The organism is Mesorhizobium sp. BAC0120, assembly GCF_033542235.1.
Taxonomy (GTDB): Bacteria; Pseudomonadota; Alphaproteobacteria; order Rhizobiales; family Rhizobiaceae; genus JAWRCU01.
Genome location: NZ_JAWRCU010000018.1, coordinates 66,013 through 91,612, shown reverse-complemented (window position 1 = coordinate 91,612; position 25,600 = coordinate 66,013). Strand labels below are relative to the sequence as shown.

Below are 25,600 nucleotides of genomic sequence, written 5' to 3'. Positions count from 1 at the left end.
CGCACTATTCGCTCACATCCACCACCACGCGGCCGCGGATTTTGCCCTCGACAATCGCCCTCGTGCTGCCGATGATTTGGTCGAAGCGGATGGTCCGCGACAACATGGCGATCTTGTCGCGGTCGAGGTCGTTGGCCAGCCTGTGCCAGGCCTCGATCCTCAGCGGTTTCGGCGCCATCACCGAATCGATCCCGAGCAGCGATACGCCGCGCAGGATGAAAGGCATGACGCTTGCCGGCAGGTCCATGCCGCCGGCAAGGCCGCAGGCCGCAACAGCACCGCCATAGGAGGTCATGGAGAGCACGTTGGCCAAGGTGTGGCTGCCGACCGCATCGATGCCCCCGGCCCAGCGCTCCTTGCCGAGCGGCTTTGCCGGGCCGGAAAGCTCGTCCCGGGTGATGATCTCGGCGGCGCCGAGGCCCTTCAGGAAGTCCGCCTCTTCCGGCCGGCCGGTCGAGGCGATCACCTGGTAGCCGAGCTTGGAGAGGAGCGAGACCGCCACCGTGCCGACGCCGCCCGCTGCTCCCGTGACGATCACCGGGCCGCGCTCGGGACCGATCGCGTGCCGTTCCAGCGCCATTACGCAAAGCATCGCCGTATAGCCGGCCGTGCCGATCGCCATTGCGTCGCGCGCGGTCAGTCCGTCGGGCAGGGGAACCAGCCAGTCGCCCTTCACGCGGGCGCGCTGCGCATAGGCGCCGTAATGCGTCTCGCCCACGCCCCAGCCATTGAGGATCACCTTGTCGCCGGCCGTGAAATCGGGATGCGAGGAGGCGAGCACCGTGCCGGCGAAATCAACCCCGGGGATCATCGGAAAGCGGCGCACGACCGGCGCCTTGCCGGTGATCGCAAGGCCGTCCTTGTAATTGACCGTCGTGTATTCGACCGAGACCGTGACGTCGCCCTCCATCAGATCGGCTTCGGACAGTTCGGTCACTTCGACCGATTGCTTCTTGTCTGCATCGCGCGAGATGAGGATCGCCTTGAATTTCTCGGGCATGGTCGACCTCCCCATGTGTGTACTTCGAGTTTGCGAGCGGGCTGGCCGCGGGTCAATCGTCGGAAAGTTCAGTCTTACTGCGGCTATTTCGCCAGATCAGCAGTTCCTCGATCACCACCAGCACCGCGCCTATGGTGATCAGCGCGTCGGCAAGGTTGAAGACCGCGAAGGACCAGACCGGCGTATGGAAGAGAATATAGTCGACCACGTGGCCATAGGTCGCGCGGTCGATGATGTTGCCGATCGCGCCGCCGACGATCAGCGCGAAACCGAGCCGTGCGATCCAGTTGCCTGGCTCCGTGCGCCAGGCCAGGTAGAGCACGAACAGGATCACGCCCGCCGCGATCGCGATCAGGCCGATGTCGCCGATCGACGCGAACATCGAGAAGGCGATTCCCGTGTTGTAGGTGCGAAACAGGGCGAGGAAGGGCAGGAGCTCGACGATCTCCTGCATCGGCAGATGCGCCTCGACCAGGTATTTGATCCACTGGTCGGCGATGACAGCGATTGCGGTGACCGCCGCATAGGGAAGGAACGCACTGAGCTTCACTGGCCGGCCTCGGTTGGGAGCTTCAGCGCCGTGCGGCGCACTTCATAGAGCATGACGGCGGTGGCGACTGCCAGATTGAGCGAATCGGCCCGGCCGGCTTGCGGAATGCGCAGCAGCTTGTCGCAGGCGGCGGCGAGTTCGTCCGGCAGCCCCTGCTGCTCGTTACCCATCAGGAGCAGGACCGGCCTTCCGCCATAGTCGACGGAGCGATAATCGACAGCACCCTTGAGATGCGTGCCGGCGACGAGGCCCGGAAAGCTCTTGCGCCAGGCAAGGAACTGCTCGGCCGTTGCCCTGGCGATCGGCACGGCGAAGACAGAGCCCATCGTCGCGCGTACCGTCTCCAGCGAGAACGGGTCGGTGGTGTCGCCGACCAGGATCAGGCCTTTGGCGCCGACCGCGTCGATGGTGCGCATCACCGTGCCGAGATTGCCGGGGTCGCGCACGCGGTCGAGCGCCACCCAGACATCATCGCCGGCCGGCCGGATGTCCTTCAGCGGCAGGTATTTCTGCGTGAAGACGCCGACCACCATCTGCGGATTGTCGCGCCGCGTGATCGCGGAGAGCACCTTCTCGCTCACCTCGAGCACCAGGGCGCCGGCGGCGACCGTGCGGGCAGCAATCTTCTCGACGGCGGCATTGCCGTGAGCGGATTTTGCAAAGACCAGCGTTTTGATCGACCAGCCGAGGTCGAGCGCATCGATGACGAGCTTCAGCCCTTCAGCCATGAAGGCATGCTGCTCATCGCGGAATTTCTTCAGCGCCAGCGCCTTGATGTCCTTGACGAGCGGATTGGCGAGGCTGGTGACCTCCTTCACCTGGCCGACCGGCCGGCGATGCTGCTCGGTTGCGCTCACGAGGCCACCCAGCGTGAGAAGAGAGAGGTCGAAAGCGCGCGTGCGGCCGACTTCTCGCGGATCACGAGCTCACCCGATTCGACGATCCCGCCCAAACCCGCGAAGCTATCGCGCATCAGCGCATGGATCGCGAAGAAGGAAGCGCGGATCGAATAGGCGGTGAGCACGACGGCGAGCGGCTTCGGCGTCAGGATCGAGCGGCAGATGTCGACGAGCGCCGGCAGGTCGTTGAAAAGCTGCCACACCTCGCCTTTCGGGCCGCGGCCATAGGCGGGCGGATCGAGCAGGATGATGTCGTAGCGGCTGCCGCGCCGTTCCTCGCGCTCGGCGAATTTCATGGCGTCCTCGCAGATCCAGCGAATGGGGCGGTCGGCAAGGCGAGCCGCCTCCTGGTTCTCGCGCGCCCAGCCGATCGCCTTCTTCGAGGCATCGACATGAGTGACCTCCGCGCCGGCACGCGCCGCGACCAGCGAGGCAAGTCCGGTATAGCCGAAAAGGTTCAGGACGCGGACCGGCCGCCGCGCGCTTTCGATCAGGCAGGCCATGTGGTCCCAATGCGAGGCCTGCTCGGGAAACACGCCGACATGCCGGAAGGAGGTGAAGCGGCCGAGATAGTCGATGGCGTCGTGCCGCATCGGCCAGGTCTCGCCGAGCGGCGCCTTCGGGAAGCGCCACCGGCCCATGCCCTCCTCGTCGGTGTCGCCGGTAAAGATGGCGTCTGCCTTCTCCCATTCGCCGCGGGGCAGAGCCCTTTGCCAGATCGCCTGCCCTTCCGGCCTGACAATGCGATAAGGACCATATTGCTCGAGCTTCTCGCCGGCGCCGCTGTCGAGAAGCGCATAATTTTCATTCGGCATCACCTCGAGGATCAGCGGCAGGCGTTCGGCTGGCAGCGCGCCCTCCCGGCGGCGCAGCTGGCGCTCTGGGGACGGCGCCTCTGGCCGCTCGCGCATCTCGGGGGCCGGACGGCGCGCCTCGGTCTGCGGCCGGTCGCGGAATTCCGGCCTGGGCCGGCCGTCACGGCGTTTTTCGCGCGAAGGCTTCAAGCGTTTCCTCGAGATTTGTCGACGCGCGGCTTCTGCCACAGCCGCCCATGCTGCGCAACAAACCCCTATCCCGCAGGTTGGCTGCGGCCGATAAGCAGAAGGGTCAATGCAAGGAAGGCAAAGCCGATGAGCTTGGCCGCGGCAACCGCCATGTGCCCGGTCTCCCAACCCCATTGTACGGCCGCGAAATCGGTCGGGAGCGGCCCGGGTGTCCAGGTGGCGAGGACTTGATTTTGTGGTGCAACCAGAGCGAACCAGAGGACGAGCGCGAGCGCATAGAACAAAGTTGCCCCGCCTGCCGTGATCATAGCTGCTGAGTCGCGCCGGACAAGAAACGTCAGAATGCCGGGCAGTAGGATGGCCGCGACGTCGAGCGGCGCGCCCACCCGCTCGAAAAGCAGGTATTGGCCATTGAACACCGTCGTCTCGCGCCACAGCTCCGGCGACCAGACCTTGAGGCGCGGCAACGCCTCGAGCACATGGGCGAAGGACGGCCCGAGGCTGAGCGCCGAGATCAGCGCGGTGAGCCAGGCCCAGAACAGGGTGAAAGGCGACGGCGCCATGCCCACGAATCGCCGAGCCCGCTGAAGTCAGGCGCGCTTCAGCTTCGGCGCCTTGCCAACCGGGACGGCCCGGAAATCGGGCAGGTCGCTCAACGCGCGCTCCGCCCCGCCGGGATTGTAGATCGCGAGCAGCACGAGCGGCTCCCAGCCGGTATTGATCGTCGAATGGTAGATTGCCGTCGGGATGTAGATCGTGTCGCCCGCCCGCACGGAGAAGGGCGGTTTGTCGTCGACCATCTGCTCGCCGGTACCTGACAGAACGTAGAGGATTTCCTCCGACTGAGGGTGGTTGTGGCGCGTGTGTCCTTCGCCGGGCAGGAGCACGACCTGTCCGAAGGTGATGTTGGCGCCCGGCGTCAGGTCCGGGCTCACCAGCCATTTGATGATGCCCCAGTCGAAGGTCTGGGTTTCGATTTTCGCAGGATCGATCGTCGGCATGTTCTCCTCCCTGATGCCGGCCTTTCGCTTTGCCTAAGCTGGCCCGCCAAATTCCCGGTAAACTGCGATGCCCGCTGCGAGGTCCTCGAGCGCGGCGCCCACCGATTTGAACAACGTGATCTCACCGGCGTCGCTGCGGCCCGGCTTCTCGCCGCGCGCAAGCTCGTGCAGATCGGCGATGATCGCGTCCCGCGTCAGCATGCCGGCGGCGAGCGGCTGGACGATGTCGCCGGCCTCCTTGGTGGCGCCGGCACGCGTGTCGACATAGACCCTTGCGCGGCGGATCGCCTCGTCGTCGGCCTCGCGCATCTCCGGGGTGAAGCCGCCTACCAGATCGACATGCGTTCCGGGCTTCAGCAGCGCGCCCTTGATCAGTGGCTCTCTCGATATGGTGGCCGAGGAGACGATATCCGCTGCGCCAATCGCGGCGTCGAGATCGGTGACAGCCTCTGCGGCAAAGCCGTCATACCGCAGGGCTGCAGCCACAGTCTCGGCATTTGCGTGCGTGCGGTTCCAGATCGAGATGCTCCTGATCGGGCGGACCGCCGCATGGGCGCGGGCAAGGAATGGCGCCATCGCCCCGGCGCCGATCACCAGCAACCGCGACGCGTCCTGGCGCGCCAGATAGGTGGCGGCAAGGGCCGAGGCGCAGGCCGTGCGCCACTGCGTCAGCCTTTGCCCGTCGATGATGGCCTGCGGCTCGCCGGTGCGACCGTCGAGCAGCAGATAGAGCCCCATCACGGCCGGCTTGCCGAGCGCGTTGTTGTCCGGCGAGACGGTGACGATCTTGACCCCGATATGGCCATCGGAAGAGCCGGCCGCCTTGAAATCGGTCCAGGCAGGCATCAGGAGCAGTGTCGAGGCAGCGCCCTCGGGCCGCTCCACCGTGTGATGATGCCTGACCGGCTGCATGGCGCCGGTGCGGAAGGCATCCCGCAACGTCTCGACGAGCCCTACGAAAGTGAGCGCCTTGTCGACGCCCTCGGCACCTACGGTCAGCATGGCCCGCCTGTCACGCGGCCGGCTTCGGCAGCGCGGTGCTCTGAGGCGCCTTGCGGATGGCGGCATCACGCAGGCTGCGCACCTCCTCGCCGCGCTGGCGCGCCAGCTTGCGGAAGCGGCCCTGCTTGATCCAGGTCGCGGCGCTGCCGACGAGCAGGCCGACAACGAGTGCAACGAAAAGCAGCACGAACAATGGAAGCTTGACCGTCAGTGCCGGGTTACCGGGATTGAACGGATCGAGCGTGAAGGCGACCAGTTCGCGATTCGCGACCGCCAGGGCGATGAGGACGATCGCCAGCGGCACGAGCACGACGATGAGCAGGATGCGATTGTACATATCGTTCCGGAAGGATCAGGCCGGCGAGCCGGCGTTATCCCAATTTGTGGTAGTTGACGTTGAGCCGCTCGCGCAGCTCCTTGCCGGTCTTGAAGAACGGCACCCATTTCTCTTCGACGGTAACGGATTCGCCCGTGCGCGGGTTGCGCCCGGTCCGAGCCGGCCTGTTTTTGACGGAGAAGGCGCCGAAGCCGCGCAACTCCACCCGGTTTCCCTCGGCCAGCGCCTCGGTGATTTCTTCGAAGATTGCGTTGACGATGTTCTCCACGTCACGAAGGAAGAGATGGGGATTTCGGTTGGCAATTATCTGCACGAGTTCCGACTTGATCATGAGCGCGCTTCCCCGACTAAGGCCTACTCGTATGAGCGTATGCGAATGATTTTGCTTTGAATTTTTAGTTTCCCCAGAGGCCGTTGTCAGGGTGCCAGAGCGACAGCAGACCGTCAAGGAAGATACGCTCGCCTCCGAGTTCGCGGATGAGACCGGCGTCGTATTCGGGCAGGCCGAGCCAGCGCGCGACAGCCTTGGCGAGCGAATTCGACAAGAGCCAACTTGATCCGGACCTCTGCGGCTTCCACTCGATGACCCGCAAATCAGGGTCGACGCCCTTGCTCGCCAGCCAGTCGATCGCCTCGCGCTCGCCGCCAAGAGCGTCGACGAGCTTGTTGCCCAACGCCTGCCGGCCAGTGAAAATCGACCCGTCGGCGAGCTTCGTCACCTCGGCGCGCGTCAGCGGCCGCCGCTCGACGACGAGCCCGATAAACCAGTCGTAGCTGTCCATGATCATGTTGCGCACCATGGCGCGCGCCTCGTCGGAAGTGGGTTTGAAGGGCGAGGGCTCGGCCTTCAAAGGCGACGACTTCACTTCCTCGAGCTTGATGCCCAGCTTGTCCATCAGGCCGCTCAGATCGGGATATTGCAGCAGGACGCCGATCGAGCCGACGATCGAGGACTGACGGGCGACGATATGGTCGGTGGCGGTGGCGATCATGTAGCCGGCCGATGCGGCCAACGTGCCGACCTGCGCCACGACGGGCTTCTCTGCGGCGACGCGACGCACCTCGTCGAAGATCGCTTCGCCGCCGGCCGTCGTGCCTCCGGGGGAATCGATCGATAGGACAACGCCTTTCACCGCGGAGGATTTGCGGATCCTTTCCAGGCGCGCGATTAGCTCGTCGTCTTCAGTGATGGTGCCTTCGATCTTCACCTTGGCGATGTGATTGGCCGCCGTGCCGCCAAACTCGTCGCCGGCAAGCCATACCGAGGCGCCGAAGATCGCGAGAAGGGCAAGGACGAGCGTCGCGGCTCGCCAGAAGCTCAGCCTGCGGCGCAGGCGGCGGCGATCGATGACTTCATCGGCCCTGATGGTCATGGCATGCCTCGTTAACGCACTGAAGTGAGGGGCTTTATTTAGATCAACAACAGGTGAACGGCTACCGCTTTGTCCAGGGAGAGGCTAATTACAGGTTGCGTTCGTGTAAGCGCGCTGGCGCAAAACCCAAAAATACCATATTGGCGTGCACGGTAGTTTGCAGGAGTGGCAAGGCTTCGGGCTTCGCGAAGCCTACAGGACATGACATAAGGCTGGGCTGGAGATTCGGCGTCGAAATGCTGGCGTGACCGAAGCTCGATCCCGCAAAATAGTTCCCAGGATCAAAATCGTTTCGAGGGCGATGACGGAAGGGCAAGGCAAATCTCAGGCGGATAATGCGTCGATCCCGCGTGAACACGACCATGTGGCTCGGGAGGCGGCGTTTCGCCGCGCGCAGAAGCATTCGCGCAAGGTACGATACCTGAAGCTCGCGCTTCCGGTCGCGGCCATTTTCATGGCTGCGACCTTCGTTGGCTATTCCTATCTTTCCGTGCCCGGGGCGTTTTCCTTCGACATCTCGGAATCGGCTTATGCCGACGGCAAGCTCGTCATGGCCAACCCCAAGCTCGACGGCTACACCAAGGACTCCAGGCCCTATTCGATGACTGCGACGCGCGCGTTGCAGCATGTCGACAGGAGCGGCATCGTCGAGCTCGAGGGGATCGATGCGAAGGTGCCGGTCAGTCGCGACGTCTTCGCGACCATCGGTGCCGAGCGTGGCGTCTATGACCGCGACAAGAACACTCTCGACATACCGAGCCAGATCACTGTCAAGACGACCGATGGCATGACTGCGGTGCTTCAGTCTGCCTATCTCGAAATCGCCAATGGCAATCTGAAGACCAGTGATCCTGTCGACATCAAGTTGAAAGGTGGGCAGCTGGCAGCCGACGCCATGACCGTCTTTGAGAACGGCAAGGTTCTGATTTTTGAGAAGCGTGTGAAGATGGAAGTCACGCCCAATCGCCTCAACGCGAGCGACGGGCCCACCGAAGAAAGCACCAAAAATGTTCAATACTGATCGCGCCTGGCTGGCGGCCGCAGCGATTTCAGCCATGTGCATAGCGGCACTGCCCGCCGGCGCGCAGACGGCAACGCAGAATCAGATGTCCGGCATCAAGATGTCCGGCGACCAGCCTATTCAGATCGAGAGCGACCGGCTTGAAGTGCGCGAGAAGGAAAACGTCGCCGTTTTCAGCGGCAACGTGAACGTCGTGCAGGGGCCCACCTTGCTGAAGGCAGGCAAGCTGACCGTCTACTACGTCAAGGGAACCGGATCGGCCACGACCGGCAGCGCAGCGATCGACCACCTCGAGGTCGACGAGAAAGTTTACGTGAAGTCGCAGGACCAGGAAGCGACGGGCGACAAAGGTACCTTCGACATGAAGAGCGAGATGCTCGTGCTATCGGGCAAGGAGGTCGTGCTCTCGCAAGGCCCGAATGTGCTGGTCGGCTGCAAGCTTACCGTCAACATGAAGACCGGGCTCGCCAATTTCGAAGCTTGTGGCGGACGCGTCAAATCCCTGTTCCAGCCCAATTCTGCGCCGAAGCCGGGTACGCAAGGCCAGCCGCAAGCACAAAGTCAGCCGCAGAGCCAGTAATGGCATCGAAAGGATCGTTTCTGTCGCGAATCGCCGGTCGATTGCGCGGACGCCTGGGCCGTCCGGCAATCAAGACGGATGCATCACGCCTGAAGGGTACGCTGATCGCGCGGGGCCTGACCAAGAGCTACAAGGGCCGCAAGGTCGTGGACGGCGTCTCGCTCGGCGTGCGCGGCGGAGAGGCGGTCGGCCTGCTCGGTCCCAACGGCGCCGGCAAGACCACTTGCTTCTACATGGTCACTGGCCTGGTCCCGGTCGATAAGGGCTCGATCGAGATCGACGGGTTCGAGGTGACGAGCATGCCGATGTACCGGCGCGCGCGGCTCGGCATCGGCTATTTGCCGCAGGAAGCGTCGATCTTCCGTGGCCTCAGCGTCGAGAGCAATATTCGCGGCGTGCTCGAGGTCGTCGAGAAGGACCGCAAGCAGCGCGAGCGCTCGCTCGACGAGCTGCTCGAGGAATTCCACATCGCGCATCTGCGCAAGGCGCCGTCGATCGCGTTGTCGGGCGGCGAGCGGCGACGGCTGGAGATCGCTCGCGCTCTCGCCAGCAAGCCGCAATACATGCTGCTTGACGAGCCCTTCGCTGGCATCGACCCCATCGCTGTCTCCGATATCCAGCAGCTCGTGCGCCACCTCACGGGGCGGGGCATCGGCGTCCTCATCACCGACCACAACGTCCGCGAGACACTCGGCCTGATCGACCGCGCCTACATCATGCATGCCGGTGAGGTTCTGACGCATGGACATCCGTCGGAAATCCTGCGCAACGAAGATGTGCGCCGTCACTATCTTGGCGAGAGCTTTACATTGTAACGCCCCGGTAAGGCCTTCCTGCTAGCAAATTGCTTGACAAGCAAAAGCTGGGCCAGTTTCATTTCCGGCGGAGAATCCGCATCCCGAGCCGGGCAGCGGAACGGCGTTTCGGGGGCGTTCAGCCAGCATACCATGTCGCTTGCGGCCAAACTGCAGCTGCGCCAGACGCAGTCATTGGTAATGACGCCGCAGCTGATGCAGTCCATCAGGCTGCTGCAGCTGACGCATGCGGAGCTCGAACGCTTCGTGGACGAAGAGATCGAGCGCAACCCGCTTCTTGAACGGGTCGAGTCCGAAGACGGTCCGACTGACTCCGAGGGCGCGGCACCGGACGCCGGGCCCGAGAATCCGGACTGGTTCTCCGAGGACAATTCCAGGCTCGATGCGCGGGCGATGGCCGGCGAATTCGATTCTTCCCTGGAAAACATCTTTCCCGACGAGCCGGGGACGACGCAGGCGATCGGCCCTGACCTTAGCTCGCACTGGAAGTCGGCCGCCGGGTCGGCCGGCTCGATGCCGCTTTCCGAAGATTTCGAGCTTGAAGATGTCGCCGCGGCCCCGCGCACGCTGCGTGACCATGTCAGCGAGCAGATCAGCTTCGCCTTGTCCGACCCGGTTCACCGGCTGATCGCCGCAGAACTAGCCGATGCGCTCGACGAGGCGGGCTATCTGTATGCGGATACGCACGAGATTGCCATGCGGCTCGGCGCGACGGAGAAGGACGTGCTCGATGCTCTGTCCGTCTGCCAGACCTTCGATCCACCCGGCATTTTCGCGCGTGGCCTCGCCGAATGCCTGGCGCTGCAGCTCAAGGCGCGTGATCGATTCGACCCGGCCATGCAAGCGCTTGTGAGCCATCTCGAGCTTCTGGCACGCCGCGATTTCGCGACGCTGCGCCGTATCTGCGGTGTCGACGACGAGGACCTCGTCGACATGATGGCTGAAATCAAGCAACTGGACCCGCGCCCGGGCATGGTGTTCGCGACCGGGACGATGGATTCGATTGTTCCGGACGTGCTCGTCAGGCCTGCAAGCGATGGAAGCTGGCAGATCGAGCTCAATCCTGACGCGCTGCCCAAGGTTCTCGTCGATCAGGTCTATTTCGCGAAAGTGTCCAGCCATACGCGAAGTCCGGCCGAAAAAGAGTTCCTGGCCGAATGCCTGCAGAATGCCAACTGGCTGGCCAGGAGCCTCGACCAGCGGGCGAAGACGATCCTGAAGGTCGCCTCCGAGATCGTGCGCCAGCAGGATGCCTTCCTCGTCCACGGCGTTCGACATCTGAGGCCGCTGAACCTGCGCATGGTCGCCGATGCGATCGGCATGCATGAGTCGACGGTGAGTCGGGTGACGGCGAACAAATACATGCTTACCCCGCGCGGCGTGTTCGAGCTGCGCTATTTTTTCACCGCGGCGATCGCTGCCGCAGGCGGGGGTGACGCCCATTCATCCGAAGCCGTGCGCGACCGCATCCGTCAGCTCATCGAAGAGGAGGAACCGGTCGATGTGCTCTCCGACGATGCAATTGTGGATATGCTGAGGAAAATCGGTATCGACATCGCCCGCCGCACGGTCGCCAAATATCGAGAGGGAATGAACATTCCCTCCTCGGTGCAGCGCCGTCGCGAGAAACGGGCGCTGGCCGCGGCGGGACGCTGAAGAGCGCCTCCTTGAGCATCCTGCAACCAAGTGGAACCACTTGGCGTTGCACATATGCGGCGAAAACGACGAGATAGAGCGGCAGCCCGGATTTAAGGGGGCGTCAGCCGCTCCAGCGCATCGGACCGAAATGTGTCGCGGTTTTCGGGCCAATCCGGTGCGTAAACAGACAGCGGGAGCGCGCTATGGCCATTTCGTTGACATTTGGCAGGGAAGCGACTAGAAGCCCGCGCGCACGAAACGGGACCTACCCGCATGCCTGAATGCCTGCGACAGGACAGGTCTCAAAAATCAACCGCAAACATCCACCGACATTTCCGCGTCACGACCGCCGGTGAAATCTTGTACCCGGCGGTGACCGGTATAAACTCGGACCGGAGCGAAGGCGCTCTGGTTTGAAACCTGAACGAAGAGGTCAGTTTTCAGATGAACCTGCGCGTATCGGGAAAGCACATGGAAATCGGCGACGCTTTCCGTTCCCGTATCGAAGGCCGGATCGGCGAAGCGATCGACAAATATTTCGACGGGGGCTTTTCAGGCCACGTTACAGTGGAGAAATCCGGCTCCCGCTTCTCTGCCGACTGCATGGTGAGGTTGGATACAGGCATTTCGCTGCAGACGACCGGCGAAGCGCAGGAACCGATTTCGGCCTTCGACGTTGCTGCCGAGCGGTTCGAGAAGCGGCTGAGGCGTTACAAGCGCAAGCTGAAGTCGCACCGCGCCGACGGCGCCGATTCGGAGGCAGTGGAAGTGGCTTCCAGCACGGTCACGACACCCTCCGATGACGAGGTGGCAGTCGAAGGACCCGCGCCGGCCGTCATCGCCGAGCAGCCGGAGACGCTGACGAGCATGACCGTGGCAGAGGCGGTCACAGCGCTCGATGCGAAGCAAAGCCCAGTCTATATATTTCGCAATGCCGGAAACGATCATGTGAGCATCGTCTACCGTCGATCGGACGGCAATATTGGTTGGATCGATACGTCAGCAGCTTCCAAGGCATAGAAAATAATCACCCCGATTTGCTGCGGGCGTAGGGGTTCGGCAGCATATGCGGGGCGCGTAAAGGATGCGAAAAGCATGGATCTTAGCGATCTGATCGAGGCGTCGGCAATCCTGCCGGCCTCGAAGGCGAATTCCAAGAAACAGCTCTTGCAGATGCTCTCGGAAAAGGCTGCCGGTTTCACCGGGCTGCCGGAGAGAGAGATTTTCGACACTATTCTGCAGCGCGAGCGGCTGGGTTCCACCGGGGTGGGCAACGGTATCGCCATTCCGCATGGCAAACTCGCCGGCGTGAAGCGCATTACCGGCGTGTTTGCGCGGCTGGAGACGCCGGTGGATTTCGAGGCGCTGGACGACCAGCCGGTTGATCTGGTTTTCCTGCTGCTCGCGCCCGAAGGAGCGGGCGCCGATCACCTGAAGGCGCTGTCACGGATTGCGCGCGTGCTACGCGACGCCGACACGGTAGCCAAGATCCGCGGCACCCGGGATGCCAGTGCGATCCATGCGCTGCTTTCGGCTGCGCCGACGTCCCACGCTGCCTGATTATTTGAGGAAAGTGTAAGGGATTGAGGGGCGGCGGTTTGCCGCCCTTTTCCGTTCCAAGCCTGCCGGATCAGTGGATCGCGACGGTCACGAGGTCATTGGCAAAAGCGCCCGCAATTGCCCGCTCGCGCTGGTCCGACAACAGGATGGGTTGACCGTTGGCGGCGAACAGGGCCCAAAGCTTTGTGCCAGGGGCGATTTCGGGAAGACCCGGAAACTTGCCCTTCAGGTCGTCGCTCTCCATCTCGCGCACATAGGCTACCGATCCCTCGCCGAGAGTAGCGAGTTCGGCCTGTGTGATCGAGTTTCTGAATTCGATGGTAGCCATATCAGCCTCCTTACCGACGGAACGCCGAAACCGGCCGTCCCGTTTCAGAGCTAATCGGTGAAAATTCAGTCTTTCACCGAAATGTTTATTTTCCGTACCAGCCGCTCCGGCTCCGGGCGATCGAGATCGATCGCAAGCAGCCCATTCTTCAGTTCCGCGCCGGCAACACGCATGCCGTCTGCAAGAACGAAGGTCCGCTGGAACTGGCGGGCGGCGATACCTCGATGCAGATATTCCCGCTCGGTATCGTCAGTCTGCCGGCCGCGGACGATCAGCTGATTCTCTTCGGTAAACACCTCCAGGTCTGCATCGCAGAAGCCCGCGACTGCGAGCGTAATTCGCAGCCTTTCCGCAGATCCTTCGGTCCCACGGAACCTTTCGATGTTGTAGGGCGGGTAACTGTCGCCATTCTTGGCGAGCCTCTCGAGCGTCTTCTCGACGGCATCGAAGCCGAGCAGAAGCGGGCTCGAGAACGGCGTTATGCGCGACATCTTTTTGTCCTCCTTGGAGCGACGAAAAAGGGAGAAACCCAGGTGGCATTTTTCCCGATGATGCTGATATGGTCCGCGCCGCAAATAAGTTCAAGAGACAACAAAAGCTTGGGGGATCGCATGTCCGCGCCTGAAAAAATCATCATCGACACCGATCCGGGACAGGACGACGCCGTCGCAATCCTGCTTGCGCTCGCGAGCCCGGAACTCGACGTGCTCGGCATCACAGCGGTCGCCGGCAACGTTCCGCTCAGCCTCACGGAAAAGAATGCCCGCAAGGTCTGCGAGCTCGCCGGCAAGACTGACACCAAGGTCTTCGCCGGCGCTGTCCGCCCACTGGTTCGTCCGCTTGTGACGGCCGAGCAGGTGCATGGGCAGACGGGCCTCAACGGCCCCGATCTGCCCGAGCCGACGATGCCGCTGCAGACGCAGCACGCGGTCGATTTCATTGTCGAGACGCTGATGAGCGAGGAGAGCGGCACGGTGACGCTCTGCCCGCTCGGACCCCTCACCAATGTCGCGCTTGCCATGATCCGGGAGCCGAAGATCGTCTCGCGGATCAAGCGGATCGTGCTGATGGGCGGCGGCTTCTTCGAAGGCGGCAACACCACGCCTGCCGCCGAGTTCAACATCTATGTCGACCCGCACGCCGCCGATGTCGTGTTCAGATCCGGCGTTCCGATCGTCGTCATGCCGCTCGACGTCACCCACAAGGCGCTGACGACGGGCAAGCGCATCGCCGCCTTCCGCGAGCTCGGCACAAGAGTCGGCATCGCGACCGCGGAGATGCTCGAATTCTTCGAGCGTTTCGACGAGGAGAAATACGGCACCGAAGGCGGGCCGCTGCACGATCCGTGCGTGATCGCCTATCTGCTGAAGCCCGAGCTCTTCAGGGGGCGCGAGGTGAACGTCGTCGTCGAGACGGCGTCCGAGCTCACCATGGGCATGACGGTCGTCGACTGGTGGGGCGTTTCGAAGCGGCCGAAAAACGCCCTCGTCCTGCGCGACATCGATGCCGGCGGCTTCTTCGCGCTCCTGGTTGAGCGTCTAGCCAGGCTATAGCCTTGAGTCCGCTGGTCAGGCACTTCCTGGAAGAGCGCGGAGTAGCCTTCGCGACCATCGAGCATCGTCCGCTTATCTCTTTCGACGACGCCAGGGAGATCTTGCCCGAGCGCATCCCTGACATGGTCAAGGGGCTCACCTTCCGCGGACCAGGGGACAGCTTGGCGATCGTGGCGCTCCGTGCGGCCGATCGCGCCGACTACAAGAAGATCGCCGACGCCCTCGGCATGCGGCGAGCCGATTTGAGGCTAGCCGAGGCCGACTGGGTCAAGAAGAGGCTCGACATGGAGCCAGGTGGCGTGGTGCCGCTGCCGATCAACGGCGCGCGCGTGCTAGTCGATCGTGCGGCTACGCTGCTCGACGAGATCGTCTGCGGCACCGGGCGCAACATCGCAACGCTCCTCATCGCACGCGATGCCTGGCTGGCTATTGCCGACGCGGAAGTCGGCGACTTCTCCAAATCGGCGGAGAGCAAAGCTTAGACTCGACCTCCGTTGCCGAGTAGACGGTAGGTGTTGATGCCATTCTGGCGGTGCTGCCGCTCGAGGATAACTTCTGAGCCGATGATGTGCGGCCGGTCCAGATCATCGTCGGCGAATACCACGGCACCGTCGTCGTGTAAGCGGATTCCATAGCGATACTGGAACCCCCGCCCCGCCGAGCTTTTAGGATCCAGAGGCAGTGTGAGGACGCTTTCGAGGGTGCCTCTCACTTGAGTTGTCTGAACGACAGGGCTGCTACGCAACACGATCGGAGTAGCGACCAGAAGAAAACACACTGCAAGAATCGTACTAACGATAATGATGCCGCGGAAATTTTCCCGGAGCACCATGAGTGCGATCTTCGCCGTAAGATTTGTGCTTGCCACGCTCACTATTTGAGCCGCGGGACGAGACGCTTCAAGTGTATGTTTTGCCGAGGCTTAACGAACTCTACTTCGCCCTCGAAAAGGCCAGCCACAATCCGCCTCCAACGAGGAAGCTGCCGCTGATCCGGTTGAGGAGCTTCACGCGGCGGGCGGTGAGCACGCGTCCCGCGCGGCCGCCAAGGATCGCATAGGTACTGTCCGACGCCGCGGCGAAGACCAGCGCGGTCGCGCCCATGACGGCGATCTGCAGGGCATGATTGCCGGCCGGATCGATGAATTGCGGGAAGAAGGCGCCGAAGAACACCAAGGTCTTGGGGTTGCTGACGGCGACGAGAAAACCCTGCAGTGCGAAGCCGCCGCGCGGCGCCACCGGCGCGCCGTCGGGATCGAGCTTGCCCTTGGAACGGAACAGCTGGATGCCGATCCAGATCAGATAGGCGGCGCCAAGCAGCCTCAGCCACTCGAACCAGTGGCCCATGCCCTCGATCAGCGAGGTGAGGCCGATGCCGACGATGGCGATCATCAGGGCGATGCCGAACTGGCCGCCGGCGACATTGGCGAGACCGGCGCGCGTCCCGTGGCGCATGCTGTTTGCGAGGATAAGCGTGACGGTGGGCCCCGGCACAATGATGATGATCAGGCAGGCGACCAGATAGGCGGCGTAGAGTTCGAGCGACATCGTTTCCTCGGCTGCGTTACGGTGGCGGGACGCGGATCATTCTCCGTGGCCGGGCGGAATGCAAGCACATGTCCTCGATGGCGTCCGCCGGGCAATCCGGAGGGGCGGTGCTTCAGCTACGCCTTCGTGCAACTGGTCGGCATCCGTCAGGCCGCGGAATGTGCCGCGAGCTGCCCCGCCTCCCAGCCGAGGATCGCGCGCTTGCGGGTCAAGCCCCAGTGGTAGCCGGTGAGGGCGCCGGATTTGCCGATCGCGCGGTGACAGGGCACCACGAAGCAAAGCGGGTTCGCCCCGACGGCGGCCCCCACAGCGCGGCTTGCCGACGGCGCGCCGATCTCGGCGGCGATCGCGGAATAGCTGCGCGCCTGGCCCATGGGAATCTTGAGGAGCGCGTCCCAGACGCGGAGCTGGAAATCGGTTCCGATCATGACCACGCGCAGCGGCTGGTCGGGCCGCCAATTCTGCGGGTTGAAGATGCGGGCGGCGTAAGGCGCCGTCGCCGCCATGTCCTCGACATAGGTTGCGTTCGGCCAGCGGCTGCTCATGTCCGCAAAAGCCGCGCGCTCATTGCCGGCATCGTTGAAGGCGAGACCGGCAAGCCCGCGGTCGGTCACCATGATCAGCGCAACGCCGAAGGGCGACAGGTGGAAGCCGTACCGGATGGTGATGCCTGCGCCGCGCGTCTTGTAGTCGCCCGGCGACATGGCCTCGTGGGTTACGAACAGGTCGTGCAGGCGGCCGGGGCCCGACATGCCGACCTCGTAAGAGGTTTCGAGCAAAGGCATGCCCTGGTCGAGCAGCTTGCGGGCATGGCTCAGCGTCACCGCCTGCAGGAAGGCCTTCGGGCTGAGGCCGGCCCATCGAGTAAACAGCTTTTGCAGCCCGGTCGGAGTTTCCCCGACCTCGGCGGCCAGCGTCTCCAGTGACGGCTGGTCGCGATAGTCCAGGCTGATCTTCTCGATGCAGCGACGCACGATTTCATAATCTGCGTCAACCGGGGTGATGTCCTTATGCATGACTGCTGTCTGTGCGTTCATGGCTCTGTCTCCTTGAACGCCAATATCGTTTCTGGCCGTCCTCATCTCCACCCGATTCCTGCCTGGACATCGGTTAGCCAGTATGACACTGTAATGCAGGGAAAGGAAGGAGCGATGCGCACCAGCAAGCCAATAACCGTGACGCTTGGCAAGCAGCAGGCAAGTCTTGACGCTCGCCTCGAGAGCGGGGCCTATGCTTCGGCAAGCGAGGTGATGCGTGCTGCGCTTCGGGCGCTCGACCGCGAAGAGGCGGCGCTCAACGAGATCATGCGTCGCAAAATCAGCGCAGCGCTTGAAAGCGAGGGACCGGACGTTCCAGCGTCGGACGTCTTCCGGAAATTGCGCGCTCATCACGAAAAGCGGCTCCGGGACGCCGGACATGACGCTTGAGGTCACCTTTCGGCCGGAAGCCGAGCAAGACCTCTTTGAAATCTATTCATACATTGCAGACAAGACCGGGCTGGAGACGGCCGGCAACTACGTGGCCCGGATAGAGGCAGCATGTCTCAGCCTCGCGACATTCCCTTGGCGGGGCGCACCGCGGGAGGACCTTGCGCCGGGAGTCCGTGTGCTTGTCTTCGAGCGCCCAGCCACGATTGCTTATCGCGTCGAAGGTGACCGCGTCCGCATCGCACGCGTGTTTCACGCCGGACGCGACTACGGTGAAGATGATTTCGGGGAATAGTCCTTAGCGAGCTTTCGCTGTTGCCAGCGCCTGCGAAAAGGCTGTGGCGAAGCTTTCGCGGTCGTCAGGGTTGAGGAAGCTGCCGATCGGCACCGAGCGGCCCTGGCCTTCGACCAGCATGCGGGTGATGCCGATCTCCTGATGGCGAGCGACCGAAAAGCGCGCCCAGAACGGGTTGAAGCGGTGCTCCTCCGTGCGTCCCGAAGGCGCGGTCTTGCGGATGTCGAGCGCGATGCGCGAGACCGAGACTTCTTCGCGAGCGCGGGCAGCGCGGTAGTTCACCCTGAACGCAATATAGACGAGCAGCACATCGAGGCCGAAGAAGCCGAACACCGGCCAGGCACCATGCGACAGGAAAATCACGCCGGTGACGACCCAACCGAGCAGCAGTGCGCCCATCAAGATGATGAAGCCGGTGCGGCCTAGCGAGCGGTGCGGCGTGAGCAGCGCGCTGAAGAAAGGCTCGTCCGGTGAGCGCTGCCTGTTTGTCTCGTCCATAGACCGAGAATATAGAGAAGACATGCCGAAGCCCAAGACGAAAAACGCTGTGCCGGCCAGGAAACGGCACAGCGCCAGCTCCAAGCCGCGCCCGCGTCAGGCGCGGCGCCGGTCGCTCTATACGCCTGACGAGGTGCGCGAGATATTCCGCCGCTTTTCCGTGCAGCGGCCGGAGCCGAAAGGCGAGCTTGCCTATGTCAATCCTTTTACGCTGCTGGTTGCCGTCGTCCTGTCGGCGCAGGCGACCGACGTCGGCGTCAACAAGGCGACCAAGGAGCTGTTCGCGGTCGCCGACACGCCTGAAAGGATGGTCGCACTGGGCGAGGAGAAGCTTGCCAGCTACATCCGCACCATCGGGCTCTGGCGCGCCAAGGCTAAGAATGTGATTGCCCTCTCGCAGGCGCTGATCAGTGAGCATGGCGGCAAGGTGCCGGACACGCAGGAGGAACTCGTCAAGCTACCGGGCGTCGGCCGCAAGACCGCGAATGTCGTGCTGAACACGGCCTTTGGGCAGTCGACGCTTGCTGTCGACACGCATATCTTCCGGCTCGGCAACCGGCTGGGGCTCGCGCCGGGCAAAACGCCGGACGAGGTCGAGCAAGGGCTGATCAAGGTCATTCCGTCGGAATATCTCCGGCACGCGCATCATTGGCTGATCCTGCATGGACGCTATGTCTGCAAGGCGCGCCGACCCGAATGCGAGCGGTGCATCATCGCCGATCTCTGCAAATATCCGGAGAAGACAAGCTCGGTTCCCGCGCCGCTCGTACCGATTGCGCCGCTCGCTCTCGAGCCGGCTTGAAGGCCGTTTTCCTAAGCCGCCTGGCGAAGCGCCGTTGCCTTGGCCGCGATCTTCGGATCGCCGGCGGACAGCATCTTGAAAAGATGCACCATCATCGCCGCGGAGAAGAGCGGCGCAAGCAGGTTGAGCAGAGGAACGGAGACGAAGGCGGCAATCAGCAGGCCTGCGAGGAAGACCGTGAGCGAGTGCCTCCGGCGCAAGGCCTTTGCGTCCTCTTGAGCCAGATGGCGCATTGCCGCGAATTCGAAGAATTCGCGGCCGAGCAGGTAGCCGTTGACGACGAAGAAGGCGACGATATTGACGCCGGGAACCAGCAGCAAGAGCAACGCAACGATGTTGCCCAGGATTACCACGCCGAAGAATTTGAGCGACTGCATAAGAGCCCGGCCGATGGGCAGCGCTACGCCGGGCGGATCGGCCGGGTAATCAATGCGCTCGACCGCCTCGGCGACGTCGTCGAGGAAAAGCCCGGCAATCGCCGCAGTCACCGGCGCGACGAGCAATGCAAGCGCTACAGCCAGGCCGATGCCGGCCAGGATCGCTGCTATGAAGGTCAGCCAGCCGGCCCAGGACGGCAAGCCAGGCAGGAGCGTGTCGATCCACGGCAGCGCCAGCCAGTCGAAAACTTCCTTCAACCCGAACCACAAGGCGATCAGCGCGATCAACGTCAGTCCGAAAGTCTTGAAGAAGACTGTGCGGAGCTCTGGGGAAAACAGGTTGCGGAGCGCAGCATGCGCAGCACTGAGGATCATCGAGGTCTCCGTCGGACCGCTCTCGAAATAGTCGAGCACCCCGGCCGGCGCAAGAAAACCAGCATCCAGACTTGAATTGCCCCACGAAATCGGTAGACCCGCGCCCGGCCCGTTCGGTGAAGCGGGGTTGCGGCTGCGGAGAACCGGATGAGCCAATACGACGTGTTGTGCATCGGCAATGCGATCGTCGACATCCTTGCCGAGTGCGACGACGCCTTTCTCGTCGAGCACGGTATCATCAAGGGCGCGATGAACCTTGTCGATGCTGAGCGTTCGGCCCTGCTCTACAGCCATATGGGGCCGGCGATCGAAGCCTCGGGTGGCTGCGCCGGCAATACGGCTGCGGGCGTGGCAAGCTTCGGCGGCACCGCCGCCTTCTTCGGCAAAGTCTCGAACGACAAGCTCGGTGACATCTATCGGCACGATATCCGGGCGCAAGGCGTCGCCTTCGACACCAAGCCACTCGCCGGCAATCCGCCGACCGCCACCTCGATGATTTTCGTCACCCCGGATGGCGAGCGCTCGATGAACACCTATCTCGGCGCCTGTATCGAGCTTGGCCCGGAGGACGTCGAGGCGGACAAGGCAGCCGCCGCCAAGGTCACCTATTTCGAAGGGTATCTGTGGGATCCGCCGCGCGCCAAGGAGGCGATCCGGCTCACTGCGCAGCATGCCCACGCCGCCGGACGCGAGGTATCGATGACCTTGTCCGATCCCTTCTGCGTCGACCGTTACCGCAGCGAATTCCTCGACCTGATGCGGTCGAAGACCGTCGATATCGTGTTTGCCAATGAAAGCGAGGTGAAGTCGCTCTACCAGACCTCGTCTTTCGAGACCGCGCTCGATCTGATCCGCAAGGATTGCAAGCTCGCGGCGGTCACGCGCTCGGAAAAGGGTTCCGTGGTGGTCTCGTCGAGCGAGACCGCAGCCGTTCCGGCGATCGAGATCGAGAGGCTGGTCGACACGACCGGCGCCGGCGACCTTTATGCCGCCGGCTTCCTGTTCGGCTATACAAATGGCCGCAGCCTTACCGACTGCGCACGGCTCGGCTCCCTTGCGGCCGGCCTCTGCATCCAGCAGATCGGGCCACGCCCGCGCCAGAATTTGCGCGAAGAAGCGCAAAGGGCGGGACTGCTTTAGTCCTCTGGTAGGCGAACGCTTTCGTCAGCCGGGAAAAGTCTCGATACGCTGCAGAAACGGGCGAAAGCCGGCCTTTGCGTAAACCGGGACCGCGCTCGGGTGGTCGTTCGTATCTGTGTGCAGCCAAATTCGGTTGGGCGAATGCTGCCAACACCGGCGCAACGCGTGATCCAGCAGGTAAGGACCGAAACCCTTGCCTTGCACGGCCGGGACCAGCCCGAAATGGACCAATTCCACCTCCGGCTCGCCGACCCTGGCGAACTCGCAAAATCCAATTGCCTCCCCATTCAAGCGGAGGACGTGAATATGGGTCGAGGGAACGGTGAGCAAACGATCGAGCGTCTCGGGCTCCACTCTGAGCCGCTCGTCCCACTGAAGCGGCTCCCCGACGGCTCTGTAGAGCGTCATGTAATCGGTGCGGCCAAGCCGCTCCCGTTCAACCCTCAGGCTGGAGTCCGGCGAAGATTTGGGAGCCGCTGGCGGCGGCTCCGTCATCTCCATGTAGGTTACCAGGAGGTCGACCATGGCCGCCTTCGCTAGAGCATTTTGCAGCCAAGTGGAATCACTTGGCGTTGCACAAATGCGGCAAAAACAAATGGATAGAGCGGCATCCCGGATTTATCCGGGCGTCAGCCGCTCCAGGGCTGCGCCGGGGTAAGGTAGGAAGCGCGCCGGCCTAAATTCCGGCTGGGTCAGGCGTCCTTCTCGGCCTGCTCATTCACCGGTCCCGGCTCGGCCGGTGCTTCGGCTTCAGCGGCTTTCGACTTGTTTTCCGCAGCGGCAGGTTTAGGGCCGCCCTTGGCGACTCCGACCATCGCCGGCCTCAGCACCCGATCGCCGATCGAGTAGCCCGCCTGCACGACCTGCACCACGGTATTGGCCGGCACGTCCGGATTCGGCACCTCGAACATCGCCTGGTGGAAGTTCGGATCGAACCTCTCCCCCTCGGGATAGAGTTTCTTCACGCCGTGCCGTTCCAGCGCGGAAAGCATCGCGCGCTCGGTGATGTCGACGCCCTCGATCAGCGCCTTGAACCCGGCGTCGGCCGAGGCCTTCGCGTCATCGGGGACGGCCTCAAGTGCGCGGCGCAGATTGTCGGAAACCGAAAGCATGTCGCGCGCGAACGCGGCGATGGCGTAGCTGCGGGCGTCATGCACGTCTCGCGCGGTCCGCTTGCGCAGATTCTCCATCTCCGCGGCAACGCGCAGCGCACGATCCTTCAGTTCCTCGTTTTCCTTCAGCAGCTTGACGACGACCTCATAATCGCCGGTGTCGTTCGCAGGGGTATTGTTGCCGTTCTCAGGCTGTCCTTCGGAAAATCGCTCTTCGTTCGACTTGTCGCTCATCGCGTGTCTGTCATCTCTCTCGTGGGTGGTCCAGAAAATTGCGCCCGATATCGAGATTCAGGCGACAAAAATCAAGGCACTAAGGGGATTCCATTCCTATCGCGAGCCTGCGATAGCTTTGATCAGGCAGCAGGTCCATTCAAAGACTGGTTATGCCGACGCCGCCGACCGGCTCCGTCATGACTTGGGATTCGAAACCAGCGATCAGCGGCCGCGCCGTCGCAATCGCAGCCTGTACCGCCGGCAAGGACAGCGATGCCTTGTGGCTTTCAGCATTGTCCCAGACTTCGGTGACCCAGATGACGTCGGCATCCGCCGTGTCCTTGGCCACGATATAGCTCAGGCAGCCAGGCATCTGCTTGGTGCTCCCGAGCAGAAGCCCAAGCAAGGCATCCCGCTGGCCGGCGTTGGCTCTCATTTTTCCGATCAGGCCGAACATCGCACCTCCTTTGCCGAGCCTACCGCAGCATCCGGCTCACCATCTGCGCGGTATAGTCCACCATCGGCACGATGCGAGCATAGTTGAGCCTTGTCGGCCCGATCACGCCGAGCGCACCGATCACCCGCGCTTCCTTGTCCCGGTAAGGGGCGACGATCAGCGAGGAGCCCGATAACGAGAAGAGCTTGTTCTCCGAACCGATGAATATGCGCACGCCGGAGCCTTGCTCGGCGAGGTCGAGGAGCTGGATCACCCCTTCCTGGTTCTCGAGATCCTCGAACAGATGCCTCAGAAGGTCGATATCGGCCTGCGCCGTCACATTTTCCAGGAGATTGGCGCGGCCGCGTACGATGAGCCGCGCCGGCAGGCCGCCCTCGGAGCCGGCCCAGACAGCCAGCCCCTTCTCGACGAGCTCCTGGGACAGCGTGTCGAGCGCAGCCTTCGTCTCCTCCTTCAGCCTCGAGATGCTCGTCTTGGCCTCGGCGAGCGTACGGCCATGGATATGCGCGTTGAGAAAGTTCGTGGCCTCTTGAAGCTGCGAGGCCGTCGTGCCGAGGGGCAGCTCGACGATGCGGTTCTCGACGTCGCCGTTCTGCGAGACCAGCACGGCGAGCGCCTTGGTCGGCTCGAGCTGGATGAACTCGATATGCTTGAGGGGCACTTCGTTCTTCGCAGCGACGACAAGGCCGGCGCCGCGCGACATGCCGGACAGCATCTGGCTCGCCTCGGTCAGCATATGCTCCAGCGAGGCGCCGCTGCCCGATGCCTTCACTTGCGCCTCGATCGAGCGGCGCTCGTCGTCGCTGAGATCGCCGATCTCCATGAAGGCGTCTACGAAGAAGCGCAGGCCGCGCTGCGTCGGCAGCCTGCCGGCCGATATGTGCGGCGCATAGATCAAGCCGAGCTGCTCGAGGTCGCTCATCACATTGCGTATGGTCGCCGGCGACAGGCTGACCGGCAGCACGCGCGACAGGTTGCGCGAGCCGAGCGGCTCGCCGTCACGCAGGTAGCTTTCGACGATTACACGGAAGATGTCGCGCGAGCGCGCGTCGAGGGTTTGGAGGGTCTGGTCGGGATCGATTCTGGCCATGGCATCCGGTGGTGGAGCAACACAGCAAGGATATAGCCAGCGGGAAAGCGAACACAACCTCGGGCTAGTGTCGAGATTTCGAAGTTCGCCTCATTTTGATATCGGGCTCTGAACGAACTTTGAAATCAAAACGACACTAGGACTCAATAAGTTGCTAGTGTCCCTGAGATTCTGAAATTCGCCCTGAGCCCTATCTCAAACTCAAGCGAATTTCAGAATCGGGACACTAGGCCGGCGGCGTTTTCCTTTGCGCAGCGCGCCTTGGAGGGCTACAAGCCCGCGACGATTCCCTGAACAGGATTTCAGATATGCGGCCATCGAAGCGGCAACCGGACGAGATGCGCGCCATTTCCTTCGAGCGCGGCGTTTCCAAGCACGCGGAAGGCTCCTGCCTCGTCAAATTTGGCGATACGCATGTGCTCTGCACCGCCAGCCTTGAAGAGAAGGTGCCGAACTGGATGCGCAATTCGGGCAAGGGCTGGGTGACGGCCGAATACGGCATGCTGCCGCGTTCGACCGGCGAGCGCATGCGCCGCGAGGCATCGACCGGCAAACAGGGTGGCCGGACGCTGGAGATCCAGCGCCTGATCGGCCGCTCGCTGCGCGCCGTCGTGGACCTGCAGGCGCTCGGCGAGCAGCAGATCACCGTCGATTGTGATGTCATCCAGGCCGACGGCGGCACACGCACGGCCTCCATCACAGGCGGCTGGATAGCGCTGCACGATTGCCTTGCCTGGATGGAGGCGCGGCAAATGGCGAGCGTGTCCAGGGTGTTGAAGGACCACGTCGCCGCGATCTCCTGCGGCATTTTCGACGGCGCTCCCGTGATCGATCTCGACTATGCGGAGGATTCAGCCGCCGGCACCGACGCCAATTTCGTGATGACTGGCAAGGGCGGGCTCGTCGAGGTGCAGGGCACCGCCGAAGGCGAACCGTTCAGCGAGGAGCAGTTCCTTAAGCTGATGGCTTTGGCACGCAAGGGCATCGCACGGCTGGTAGATCTGCAGAAGATGGCGGTGGAGTAGGCCTTTCTGCAAAATGCTTACGCCCTTTCGCGCCCCCCTCTGTCCTGAGCCTGTCGAAGGGGCCGGACATCTCCCCCGCAGGGGAGGAGATGTCCGGCCCCTTCGACAGGCTCAGGACAGAGGGGGGCAACGTAAGGAGCTGACTGTTCCGAAGGAGAGCACACTATGACTCCCTCGACCATCCTCGAATCCGCCCTTTACGTGACCGATCTCGTTGCCGCCGAAGCCTTCTACCGTGATGTGCTCGGCCTCGCCCTGGTCGGAAAAGTCGAGGGCCGTCACGCCTTCTTCCGCTGCGGTAATGGCATCCTCCTCATCTTCAATGCAGAAGCCACCGAAGTGCCGCCTGCGCCCGACGCAAAGCTGCCGGTCCCGCCACACGGCTCCCGCGGACCGGGCCATCTCTGCTTTTCCGCGACTGCGGAGGAGATCGAGCGCTGGAAAGCCGTGCTCACAGCCAAGGGCACCGCGGTCGAGGCCGATTTCGAATGGCCGCAGGGCGGCCGCTCCATCTATTTCCGCGATCCTTCCGGCAATTCGCTGGAATTCGCCGAGCCACGCATCTGGGGCCTCTGATT

34 protein-coding genes are annotated in these 25,600 nt (G+C 63.0%); 14 read left to right on the top strand and 20 right to left on the bottom strand.

Annotation, left to right across the window (positions count from 1 at the left end; all coding sequences use genetic code 11):
• Positions 1–4: 4 nt before the first annotated feature.
• The 10 genes from SAZ10_RS28265 to sppA all read right to left on the bottom strand — a co-directional run bounded on the left by SAZ10_RS28265 (position 5) and on the right by sppA (position 7,166).
• Complete coding sequence (locus SAZ10_RS28265; protein WP_318612784.1) at positions 5–1,000, bottom strand: MDR family oxidoreductase; 996 nt, start codon at positions 998–1,000, stop codon at positions 5–7.
• Positions 1,001–1,052: 52 nt separating this feature from the next.
• Positions 1,053–1,550 carry a signal peptidase II gene (gene lspA, locus SAZ10_RS28260; protein ID WP_318612783.1) on the bottom strand — a complete coding sequence of 166 codons (498 nt, stop codon included), beginning with the start codon at positions 1,548–1,550 and terminating at the stop codon, positions 1,053–1,055.
• Complete coding sequence (locus tag SAZ10_RS28255) at positions 1,547–2,407, bottom strand: RNA methyltransferase (protein ID WP_318612782.1); 861 nt, start codon at positions 2,405–2,407, stop codon at positions 1,547–1,549. The genes lspA and SAZ10_RS28255 overlap by 4 nt, the downstream gene beginning before the upstream one ends.
• On the bottom strand, positions 2,404–3,453 hold the full coding sequence (locus SAZ10_RS28250) for a class I SAM-dependent rRNA methyltransferase (RefSeq protein ID WP_318612781.1): 1,050 nt from the start codon (positions 3,451–3,453) through the stop codon (positions 2,404–2,406). The genes SAZ10_RS28255 and SAZ10_RS28250 overlap by 4 nt, the downstream gene beginning before the upstream one ends.
• 65 nt (positions 3,454–3,518) lie before the next feature.
• Positions 3,519–4,016, bottom strand: a complete 498-nt coding sequence (locus SAZ10_RS28245) for a DUF1772 domain-containing protein (RefSeq protein ID WP_318612779.1) — start codon at positions 4,014–4,016, stop codon at positions 3,519–3,521.
• 27 nt (positions 4,017–4,043) lie between these two features.
• Complete coding sequence (locus SAZ10_RS28240; protein WP_318612777.1) at positions 4,044–4,454, bottom strand: cupin domain-containing protein; 411 nt, start codon at positions 4,452–4,454, stop codon at positions 4,044–4,046.
• A 33-nt stretch (positions 4,455–4,487) separates the two neighbouring features.
• Positions 4,488–5,456 (bottom strand): ornithine cyclodeaminase family protein, encoded by a 969-nt coding sequence (locus SAZ10_RS28235; RefSeq protein WP_318612776.1) that lies wholly within the window; start codon positions 5,454–5,456, stop codon positions 4,488–4,490.
• 10 nt (positions 5,457–5,466) lie between these two features.
• Positions 5,467–5,793: a DUF1049 domain-containing protein gene (locus SAZ10_RS28230; protein WP_318612775.1), complete on the bottom strand. Its 327-nt coding sequence runs from the start codon at positions 5,791–5,793 to the stop codon at positions 5,467–5,469.
• A 34-nt stretch (positions 5,794–5,827) separates the two neighbouring features.
• Positions 5,828–6,124 (bottom strand): integration host factor subunit beta, encoded by a 297-nt coding sequence (locus SAZ10_RS28225; RefSeq protein ID WP_318612774.1) that lies wholly within the window; start codon positions 6,122–6,124, stop codon positions 5,828–5,830.
• A 64-nt stretch (positions 6,125–6,188) separates the two neighbouring features.
• Positions 6,189–7,166, bottom strand: a complete 978-nt coding sequence (sppA, locus tag SAZ10_RS28220) for a signal peptide peptidase SppA (protein ID WP_318612773.1) — start codon at positions 7,164–7,166, stop codon at positions 6,189–6,191.
• Positions 7,167–7,467: 301 nt separating this feature from the next.
• On the opposite strand from sppA, the gene lptC reads away from it, so the two are divergent.
• From lptC to ptsN, 6 genes are all read left to right on the top strand, one after another.
• Positions 7,468–8,187, top strand: a complete 720-nt coding sequence (lptC, locus tag SAZ10_RS28215; protein ID WP_318612772.1) for an LPS export ABC transporter periplasmic protein LptC — start codon at positions 7,468–7,470, stop codon at positions 8,185–8,187.
• A complete protein-coding gene (locus tag SAZ10_RS28210; protein WP_318612771.1) occupies positions 8,174–8,767 on the top strand; it encodes an LptA/OstA family protein in 594 nt (197 codons plus the stop codon). The genes lptC and SAZ10_RS28210 overlap by 14 nt, the downstream gene beginning before the upstream one ends.
• Positions 8,767–9,582: an LPS export ABC transporter ATP-binding protein gene (gene lptB, locus SAZ10_RS28205; protein WP_318612770.1), complete on the top strand. Its 816-nt coding sequence runs from the start codon at positions 8,767–8,769 to the stop codon at positions 9,580–9,582. The genes SAZ10_RS28210 and lptB overlap by 1 nt, the downstream gene beginning before the upstream one ends.
• A gap of 132 nt (positions 9,583–9,714) precedes the next feature.
• Positions 9,715–11,238: an RNA polymerase factor sigma-54 gene (gene rpoN / locus SAZ10_RS28200; protein WP_318612769.1), complete on the top strand. Its 1,524-nt coding sequence runs from the start codon at positions 9,715–9,717 to the stop codon at positions 11,236–11,238.
• Between the two features lie 426 nt (positions 11,239–11,664).
• Complete coding sequence (hpf, locus tag SAZ10_RS28195) at positions 11,665–12,240, top strand: ribosome hibernation-promoting factor, HPF/YfiA family (RefSeq protein ID WP_318612768.1); 576 nt, start codon at positions 11,665–11,667, stop codon at positions 12,238–12,240.
• Between the two features lie 75 nt (positions 12,241–12,315).
• The gene (gene ptsN / locus SAZ10_RS28190) at positions 12,316–12,780 is read left to right on the top strand and encodes a PTS IIA-like nitrogen regulatory protein PtsN (protein ID WP_318612767.1); all 465 of its coding nucleotides are present in this window, start codon (positions 12,316–12,318) and stop codon (positions 12,778–12,780) included.
• A gap of 70 nt (positions 12,781–12,850) precedes the next feature.
• On the opposite strand, the gene SAZ10_RS28185 is transcribed toward ptsN, so the two are convergent.
• Both SAZ10_RS28185 and SAZ10_RS28180 read right to left on the bottom strand, forming a co-directional pair.
• Positions 12,851–13,108, bottom strand: coding sequence for a DUF1150 family protein (locus SAZ10_RS28185; RefSeq protein ID WP_318612766.1), 258 nt, complete (start codon positions 13,106–13,108; stop codon positions 12,851–12,853).
• A 65-nt stretch (positions 13,109–13,173) separates the two neighbouring features.
• Positions 13,174–13,599 carry an Hsp20 family protein gene (locus SAZ10_RS28180; protein WP_318612765.1) on the bottom strand — a complete coding sequence of 142 codons (426 nt, stop codon included), beginning with the start codon at positions 13,597–13,599 and terminating at the stop codon, positions 13,174–13,176.
• A 120-nt stretch (positions 13,600–13,719) separates the two neighbouring features.
• On the opposite strand from SAZ10_RS28180, the gene SAZ10_RS28175 reads away from it, so the two are divergent.
• Together SAZ10_RS28175 and SAZ10_RS28170 are read left to right on the top strand one after the other, a co-directional pair.
• A complete protein-coding gene (locus tag SAZ10_RS28175; protein ID WP_318612764.1) occupies positions 13,720–14,661 on the top strand; it encodes a nucleoside hydrolase in 942 nt (313 codons plus the stop codon).
• Positions 14,662–14,663: 2 nt separating this feature from the next.
• Entirely contained in the window at positions 14,664–15,143 is a 480-nt protein-coding gene (locus SAZ10_RS28170) for a YbaK/EbsC family protein (RefSeq protein ID WP_318612763.1), read from the top strand.
• Positions 15,144–15,593: 450 nt separating this feature from the next.
• Here SAZ10_RS28170 and SAZ10_RS28165 read toward each other — a convergent pair whose 3' ends face one another.
• Both SAZ10_RS28165 and SAZ10_RS28160 read right to left on the bottom strand, forming a co-directional pair.
• A complete protein-coding gene (locus SAZ10_RS28165; RefSeq protein ID WP_318612762.1) occupies positions 15,594–16,208 on the bottom strand; it encodes a LysE family translocator in 615 nt (204 codons plus the stop codon).
• 146 nt (positions 16,209–16,354) lie between these two features.
• Positions 16,355–17,245 (bottom strand): methylated-DNA--[protein]-cysteine S-methyltransferase, encoded by an 891-nt coding sequence (locus SAZ10_RS28160; RefSeq protein ID WP_318612761.1) that lies wholly within the window; start codon positions 17,243–17,245, stop codon positions 16,355–16,357.
• Positions 17,246–17,359: 114 nt separating this feature from the next.
• On the opposite strand from SAZ10_RS28160, the gene SAZ10_RS28155 reads away from it, so the two are divergent.
• Positions 17,360–17,635 (top strand): type II toxin-antitoxin system ParD family antitoxin, encoded by a 276-nt coding sequence (locus SAZ10_RS28155; protein ID WP_318612760.1) that lies wholly within the window; start codon positions 17,360–17,362, stop codon positions 17,633–17,635.
• Positions 17,625–17,930, top strand: a complete 306-nt coding sequence (locus tag SAZ10_RS28150) for a type II toxin-antitoxin system RelE/ParE family toxin (protein ID WP_318612759.1) — start codon at positions 17,625–17,627, stop codon at positions 17,928–17,930. Before SAZ10_RS28155 ends, SAZ10_RS28150 begins: the two co-directional genes overlap by 11 nt.
• 3 nt (positions 17,931–17,933) lie before the next feature.
• On the opposite strand, the gene SAZ10_RS28145 is transcribed toward SAZ10_RS28150, so the two are convergent.
• Entirely contained in the window at positions 17,934–18,428 is a 495-nt protein-coding gene (locus tag SAZ10_RS28145; RefSeq protein ID WP_318612758.1) for a DUF2244 domain-containing protein, read from the bottom strand.
• A 22-nt stretch (positions 18,429–18,450) separates the two neighbouring features.
• Here SAZ10_RS28145 and nth point away from each other — a divergent pair, with 22 nt between their 5' ends.
• A complete protein-coding gene (nth, locus tag SAZ10_RS28140) occupies positions 18,451–19,230 on the top strand; it encodes an endonuclease III (protein WP_318612757.1) in 780 nt (259 codons plus the stop codon).
• A gap of 11 nt (positions 19,231–19,241) precedes the next feature.
• Here nth and SAZ10_RS28135 read toward each other — a convergent pair whose 3' ends face one another.
• Complete coding sequence (locus SAZ10_RS28135; RefSeq protein ID WP_318612756.1) at positions 19,242–19,982, bottom strand: sulfate transporter family protein; 741 nt, start codon at positions 19,980–19,982, stop codon at positions 19,242–19,244.
• Positions 19,983–20,129: 147 nt separating this feature from the next.
• Between SAZ10_RS28135 and SAZ10_RS28130 the strand changes: the two genes are divergently transcribed.
• Positions 20,130–21,122, top strand: coding sequence for an adenosine kinase (locus tag SAZ10_RS28130; RefSeq protein WP_318612755.1), 993 nt, complete (start codon positions 20,130–20,132; stop codon positions 21,120–21,122).
• Positions 21,123–21,146: 24 nt separating this feature from the next.
• On the opposite strand, the gene SAZ10_RS28125 is transcribed toward SAZ10_RS28130, so the two are convergent.
• From SAZ10_RS28125 to hrcA, 4 genes are all read right to left on the bottom strand, one after another.
• A complete protein-coding gene (locus SAZ10_RS28125) occupies positions 21,147–21,647 on the bottom strand; it encodes a GNAT family N-acetyltransferase (RefSeq protein WP_318612753.1) in 501 nt (166 codons plus the stop codon).
• Between the two features lie 167 nt (positions 21,648–21,814).
• Positions 21,815–22,468, bottom strand: a complete 654-nt coding sequence (grpE, locus tag SAZ10_RS28120) for a nucleotide exchange factor GrpE (protein WP_318612752.1) — start codon at positions 22,466–22,468, stop codon at positions 21,815–21,817.
• 139 nt (positions 22,469–22,607) lie between these two features.
• On the bottom strand, positions 22,608–22,907 hold the full coding sequence (locus SAZ10_RS28115) for a putative quinol monooxygenase (RefSeq protein WP_318612751.1): 300 nt from the start codon (positions 22,905–22,907) through the stop codon (positions 22,608–22,610).
• Between the two features lie 19 nt (positions 22,908–22,926).
• A complete protein-coding gene (gene hrcA, locus SAZ10_RS28110) occupies positions 22,927–23,997 on the bottom strand; it encodes a heat-inducible transcriptional repressor HrcA (RefSeq protein ID WP_318612750.1) in 1,071 nt (356 codons plus the stop codon).
• A gap of 308 nt (positions 23,998–24,305) precedes the next feature.
• On the opposite strand from hrcA, the gene rph reads away from it, so the two are divergent.
• On the top strand, positions 24,306–25,022 hold the full coding sequence (gene rph, locus SAZ10_RS28105) for a ribonuclease PH (protein WP_318612749.1): 717 nt from the start codon (positions 24,306–24,308) through the stop codon (positions 25,020–25,022).
• A 165-nt stretch (positions 25,023–25,187) separates the two neighbouring features.
• A complete protein-coding gene (locus tag SAZ10_RS28100) occupies positions 25,188–25,598 on the top strand; it encodes a VOC family protein (RefSeq protein WP_318612748.1) in 411 nt (136 codons plus the stop codon).
• Positions 25,599–25,600 lie beyond the last annotated feature (2 nt).

What these genes read in the sequence shown, in the direction of transcription:
- SAZ10_RS28115 (WP_318612751.1), bottom strand. Translation starts at nt 22,907, where the DNA reads ATGTTCGGCCTGATCGGAAAAATGAGAGCCAACGCCGGCCAGCGGGAT.
- SAZ10_RS28165 (WP_318612762.1), bottom strand. Translation starts at nt 16,208, where the DNA reads ATGTCGCTCGAACTCTACGCCGCCTATCTGGTCGCCTGCCTGATCATC.
- SAZ10_RS28225 (WP_318612774.1), bottom strand. Translation starts at nt 6,124, where the DNA reads ATGATCAAGTCGGAACTCGTGCAGATAATTGCCAACCGAAATCCCCAT.
- SAZ10_RS28145 (WP_318612758.1), bottom strand. Translation starts at nt 18,428, where the DNA reads ATGGACGAGACAAACAGGCAGCGCTCACCGGACGAGCCTTTCTTCAGC.
- SAZ10_RS28245 (WP_318612779.1), bottom strand. Translation starts at nt 4,016, where the DNA reads ATGGCGCCGTCGCCTTTCACCCTGTTCTGGGCCTGGCTCACCGCGCTG.
- SAZ10_RS28180 (WP_318612765.1), bottom strand. Translation starts at nt 13,599, where the DNA reads ATGTCGCGCATAACGCCGTTCTCGAGCCCGCTTCTGCTCGGCTTCGAT.
- hpf (WP_318612768.1), top strand. Translation starts at nt 11,665, where the DNA reads ATGAACCTGCGCGTATCGGGAAAGCACATGGAAATCGGCGACGCTTTC.
- ptsN (WP_318612767.1), top strand. Translation starts at nt 12,316, where the DNA reads ATGGATCTTAGCGATCTGATCGAGGCGTCGGCAATCCTGCCGGCCTCG.
- rph (WP_318612749.1), top strand. Translation starts at nt 24,306, where the DNA reads ATGCGGCCATCGAAGCGGCAACCGGACGAGATGCGCGCCATTTCCTTC.
- SAZ10_RS28100 (WP_318612748.1), top strand. Translation starts at nt 25,188, where the DNA reads ATGACTCCCTCGACCATCCTCGAATCCGCCCTTTACGTGACCGATCTC.
- SAZ10_RS28125 (WP_318612753.1), bottom strand. Translation starts at nt 21,647, where the DNA reads ATGGTCGACCTCCTGGTAACCTACATGGAGATGACGGAGCCGCCGCCA.
- SAZ10_RS28210 (WP_318612771.1), top strand. Translation starts at nt 8,174, where the DNA reads ATGTTCAATACTGATCGCGCCTGGCTGGCGGCCGCAGCGATTTCAGCC.
- grpE (WP_318612752.1), bottom strand. Translation starts at nt 22,468, where the DNA reads ATGAGCGACAAGTCGAACGAAGAGCGATTTTCCGAAGGACAGCCTGAG.
- SAZ10_RS28130 (WP_318612755.1), top strand. Translation starts at nt 20,130, where the DNA reads ATGAGCCAATACGACGTGTTGTGCATCGGCAATGCGATCGTCGACATC.
- lptC (WP_318612772.1), top strand. Translation starts at nt 7,468, where the DNA reads ATGACGGAAGGGCAAGGCAAATCTCAGGCGGATAATGCGTCGATCCCG.
- SAZ10_RS28240 (WP_318612777.1), bottom strand. Translation starts at nt 4,454, where the DNA reads ATGCCGACGATCGATCCTGCGAAAATCGAAACCCAGACCTTCGACTGG.
- lptB (WP_318612770.1), top strand. Translation starts at nt 8,767, where the DNA reads ATGGCATCGAAAGGATCGTTTCTGTCGCGAATCGCCGGTCGATTGCGC.
- SAZ10_RS28160 (WP_318612761.1), bottom strand. Translation starts at nt 17,245, where the DNA reads ATGAACGCACAGACAGCAGTCATGCATAAGGACATCACCCCGGTTGAC.
- SAZ10_RS28175 (WP_318612764.1), top strand. Translation starts at nt 13,720, where the DNA reads ATGTCCGCGCCTGAAAAAATCATCATCGACACCGATCCGGGACAGGAC.
- SAZ10_RS28265 (WP_318612784.1), bottom strand. Translation starts at nt 1,000, where the DNA reads ATGCCCGAGAAATTCAAGGCGATCCTCATCTCGCGCGATGCAGACAAG.
- SAZ10_RS28185 (WP_318612766.1), bottom strand. Translation starts at nt 13,108, where the DNA reads ATGGCTACCATCGAATTCAGAAACTCGATCACACAGGCCGAACTCGCT.
- SAZ10_RS28155 (WP_318612760.1), top strand. Translation starts at nt 17,360, where the DNA reads ATGCGCACCAGCAAGCCAATAACCGTGACGCTTGGCAAGCAGCAGGCA.
- SAZ10_RS28150 (WP_318612759.1), top strand. Translation starts at nt 17,625, where the DNA reads ATGACGCTTGAGGTCACCTTTCGGCCGGAAGCCGAGCAAGACCTCTTT.
- SAZ10_RS28135 (WP_318612756.1), bottom strand. Translation starts at nt 19,982, where the DNA reads ATGATCCTCAGTGCTGCGCATGCTGCGCTCCGCAACCTGTTTTCCCCA.
- SAZ10_RS28235 (WP_318612776.1), bottom strand. Translation starts at nt 5,456, where the DNA reads ATGCTGACCGTAGGTGCCGAGGGCGTCGACAAGGCGCTCACTTTCGTA.
- sppA (WP_318612773.1), bottom strand. Translation starts at nt 7,166, where the DNA reads ATGACCATCAGGGCCGATGAAGTCATCGATCGCCGCCGCCTGCGCCGC.
- SAZ10_RS28230 (WP_318612775.1), bottom strand. Translation starts at nt 5,793, where the DNA reads ATGTACAATCGCATCCTGCTCATCGTCGTGCTCGTGCCGCTGGCGATC.
- hrcA (WP_318612750.1), bottom strand. Translation starts at nt 23,997, where the DNA reads ATGGCCAGAATCGATCCCGACCAGACCCTCCAAACCCTCGACGCGCGC.
- nth (WP_318612757.1), top strand. Translation starts at nt 18,451, where the DNA reads ATGCCGAAGCCCAAGACGAAAAACGCTGTGCCGGCCAGGAAACGGCAC.
- rpoN (WP_318612769.1), top strand. Translation starts at nt 9,715, where the DNA reads ATGTCGCTTGCGGCCAAACTGCAGCTGCGCCAGACGCAGTCATTGGTA.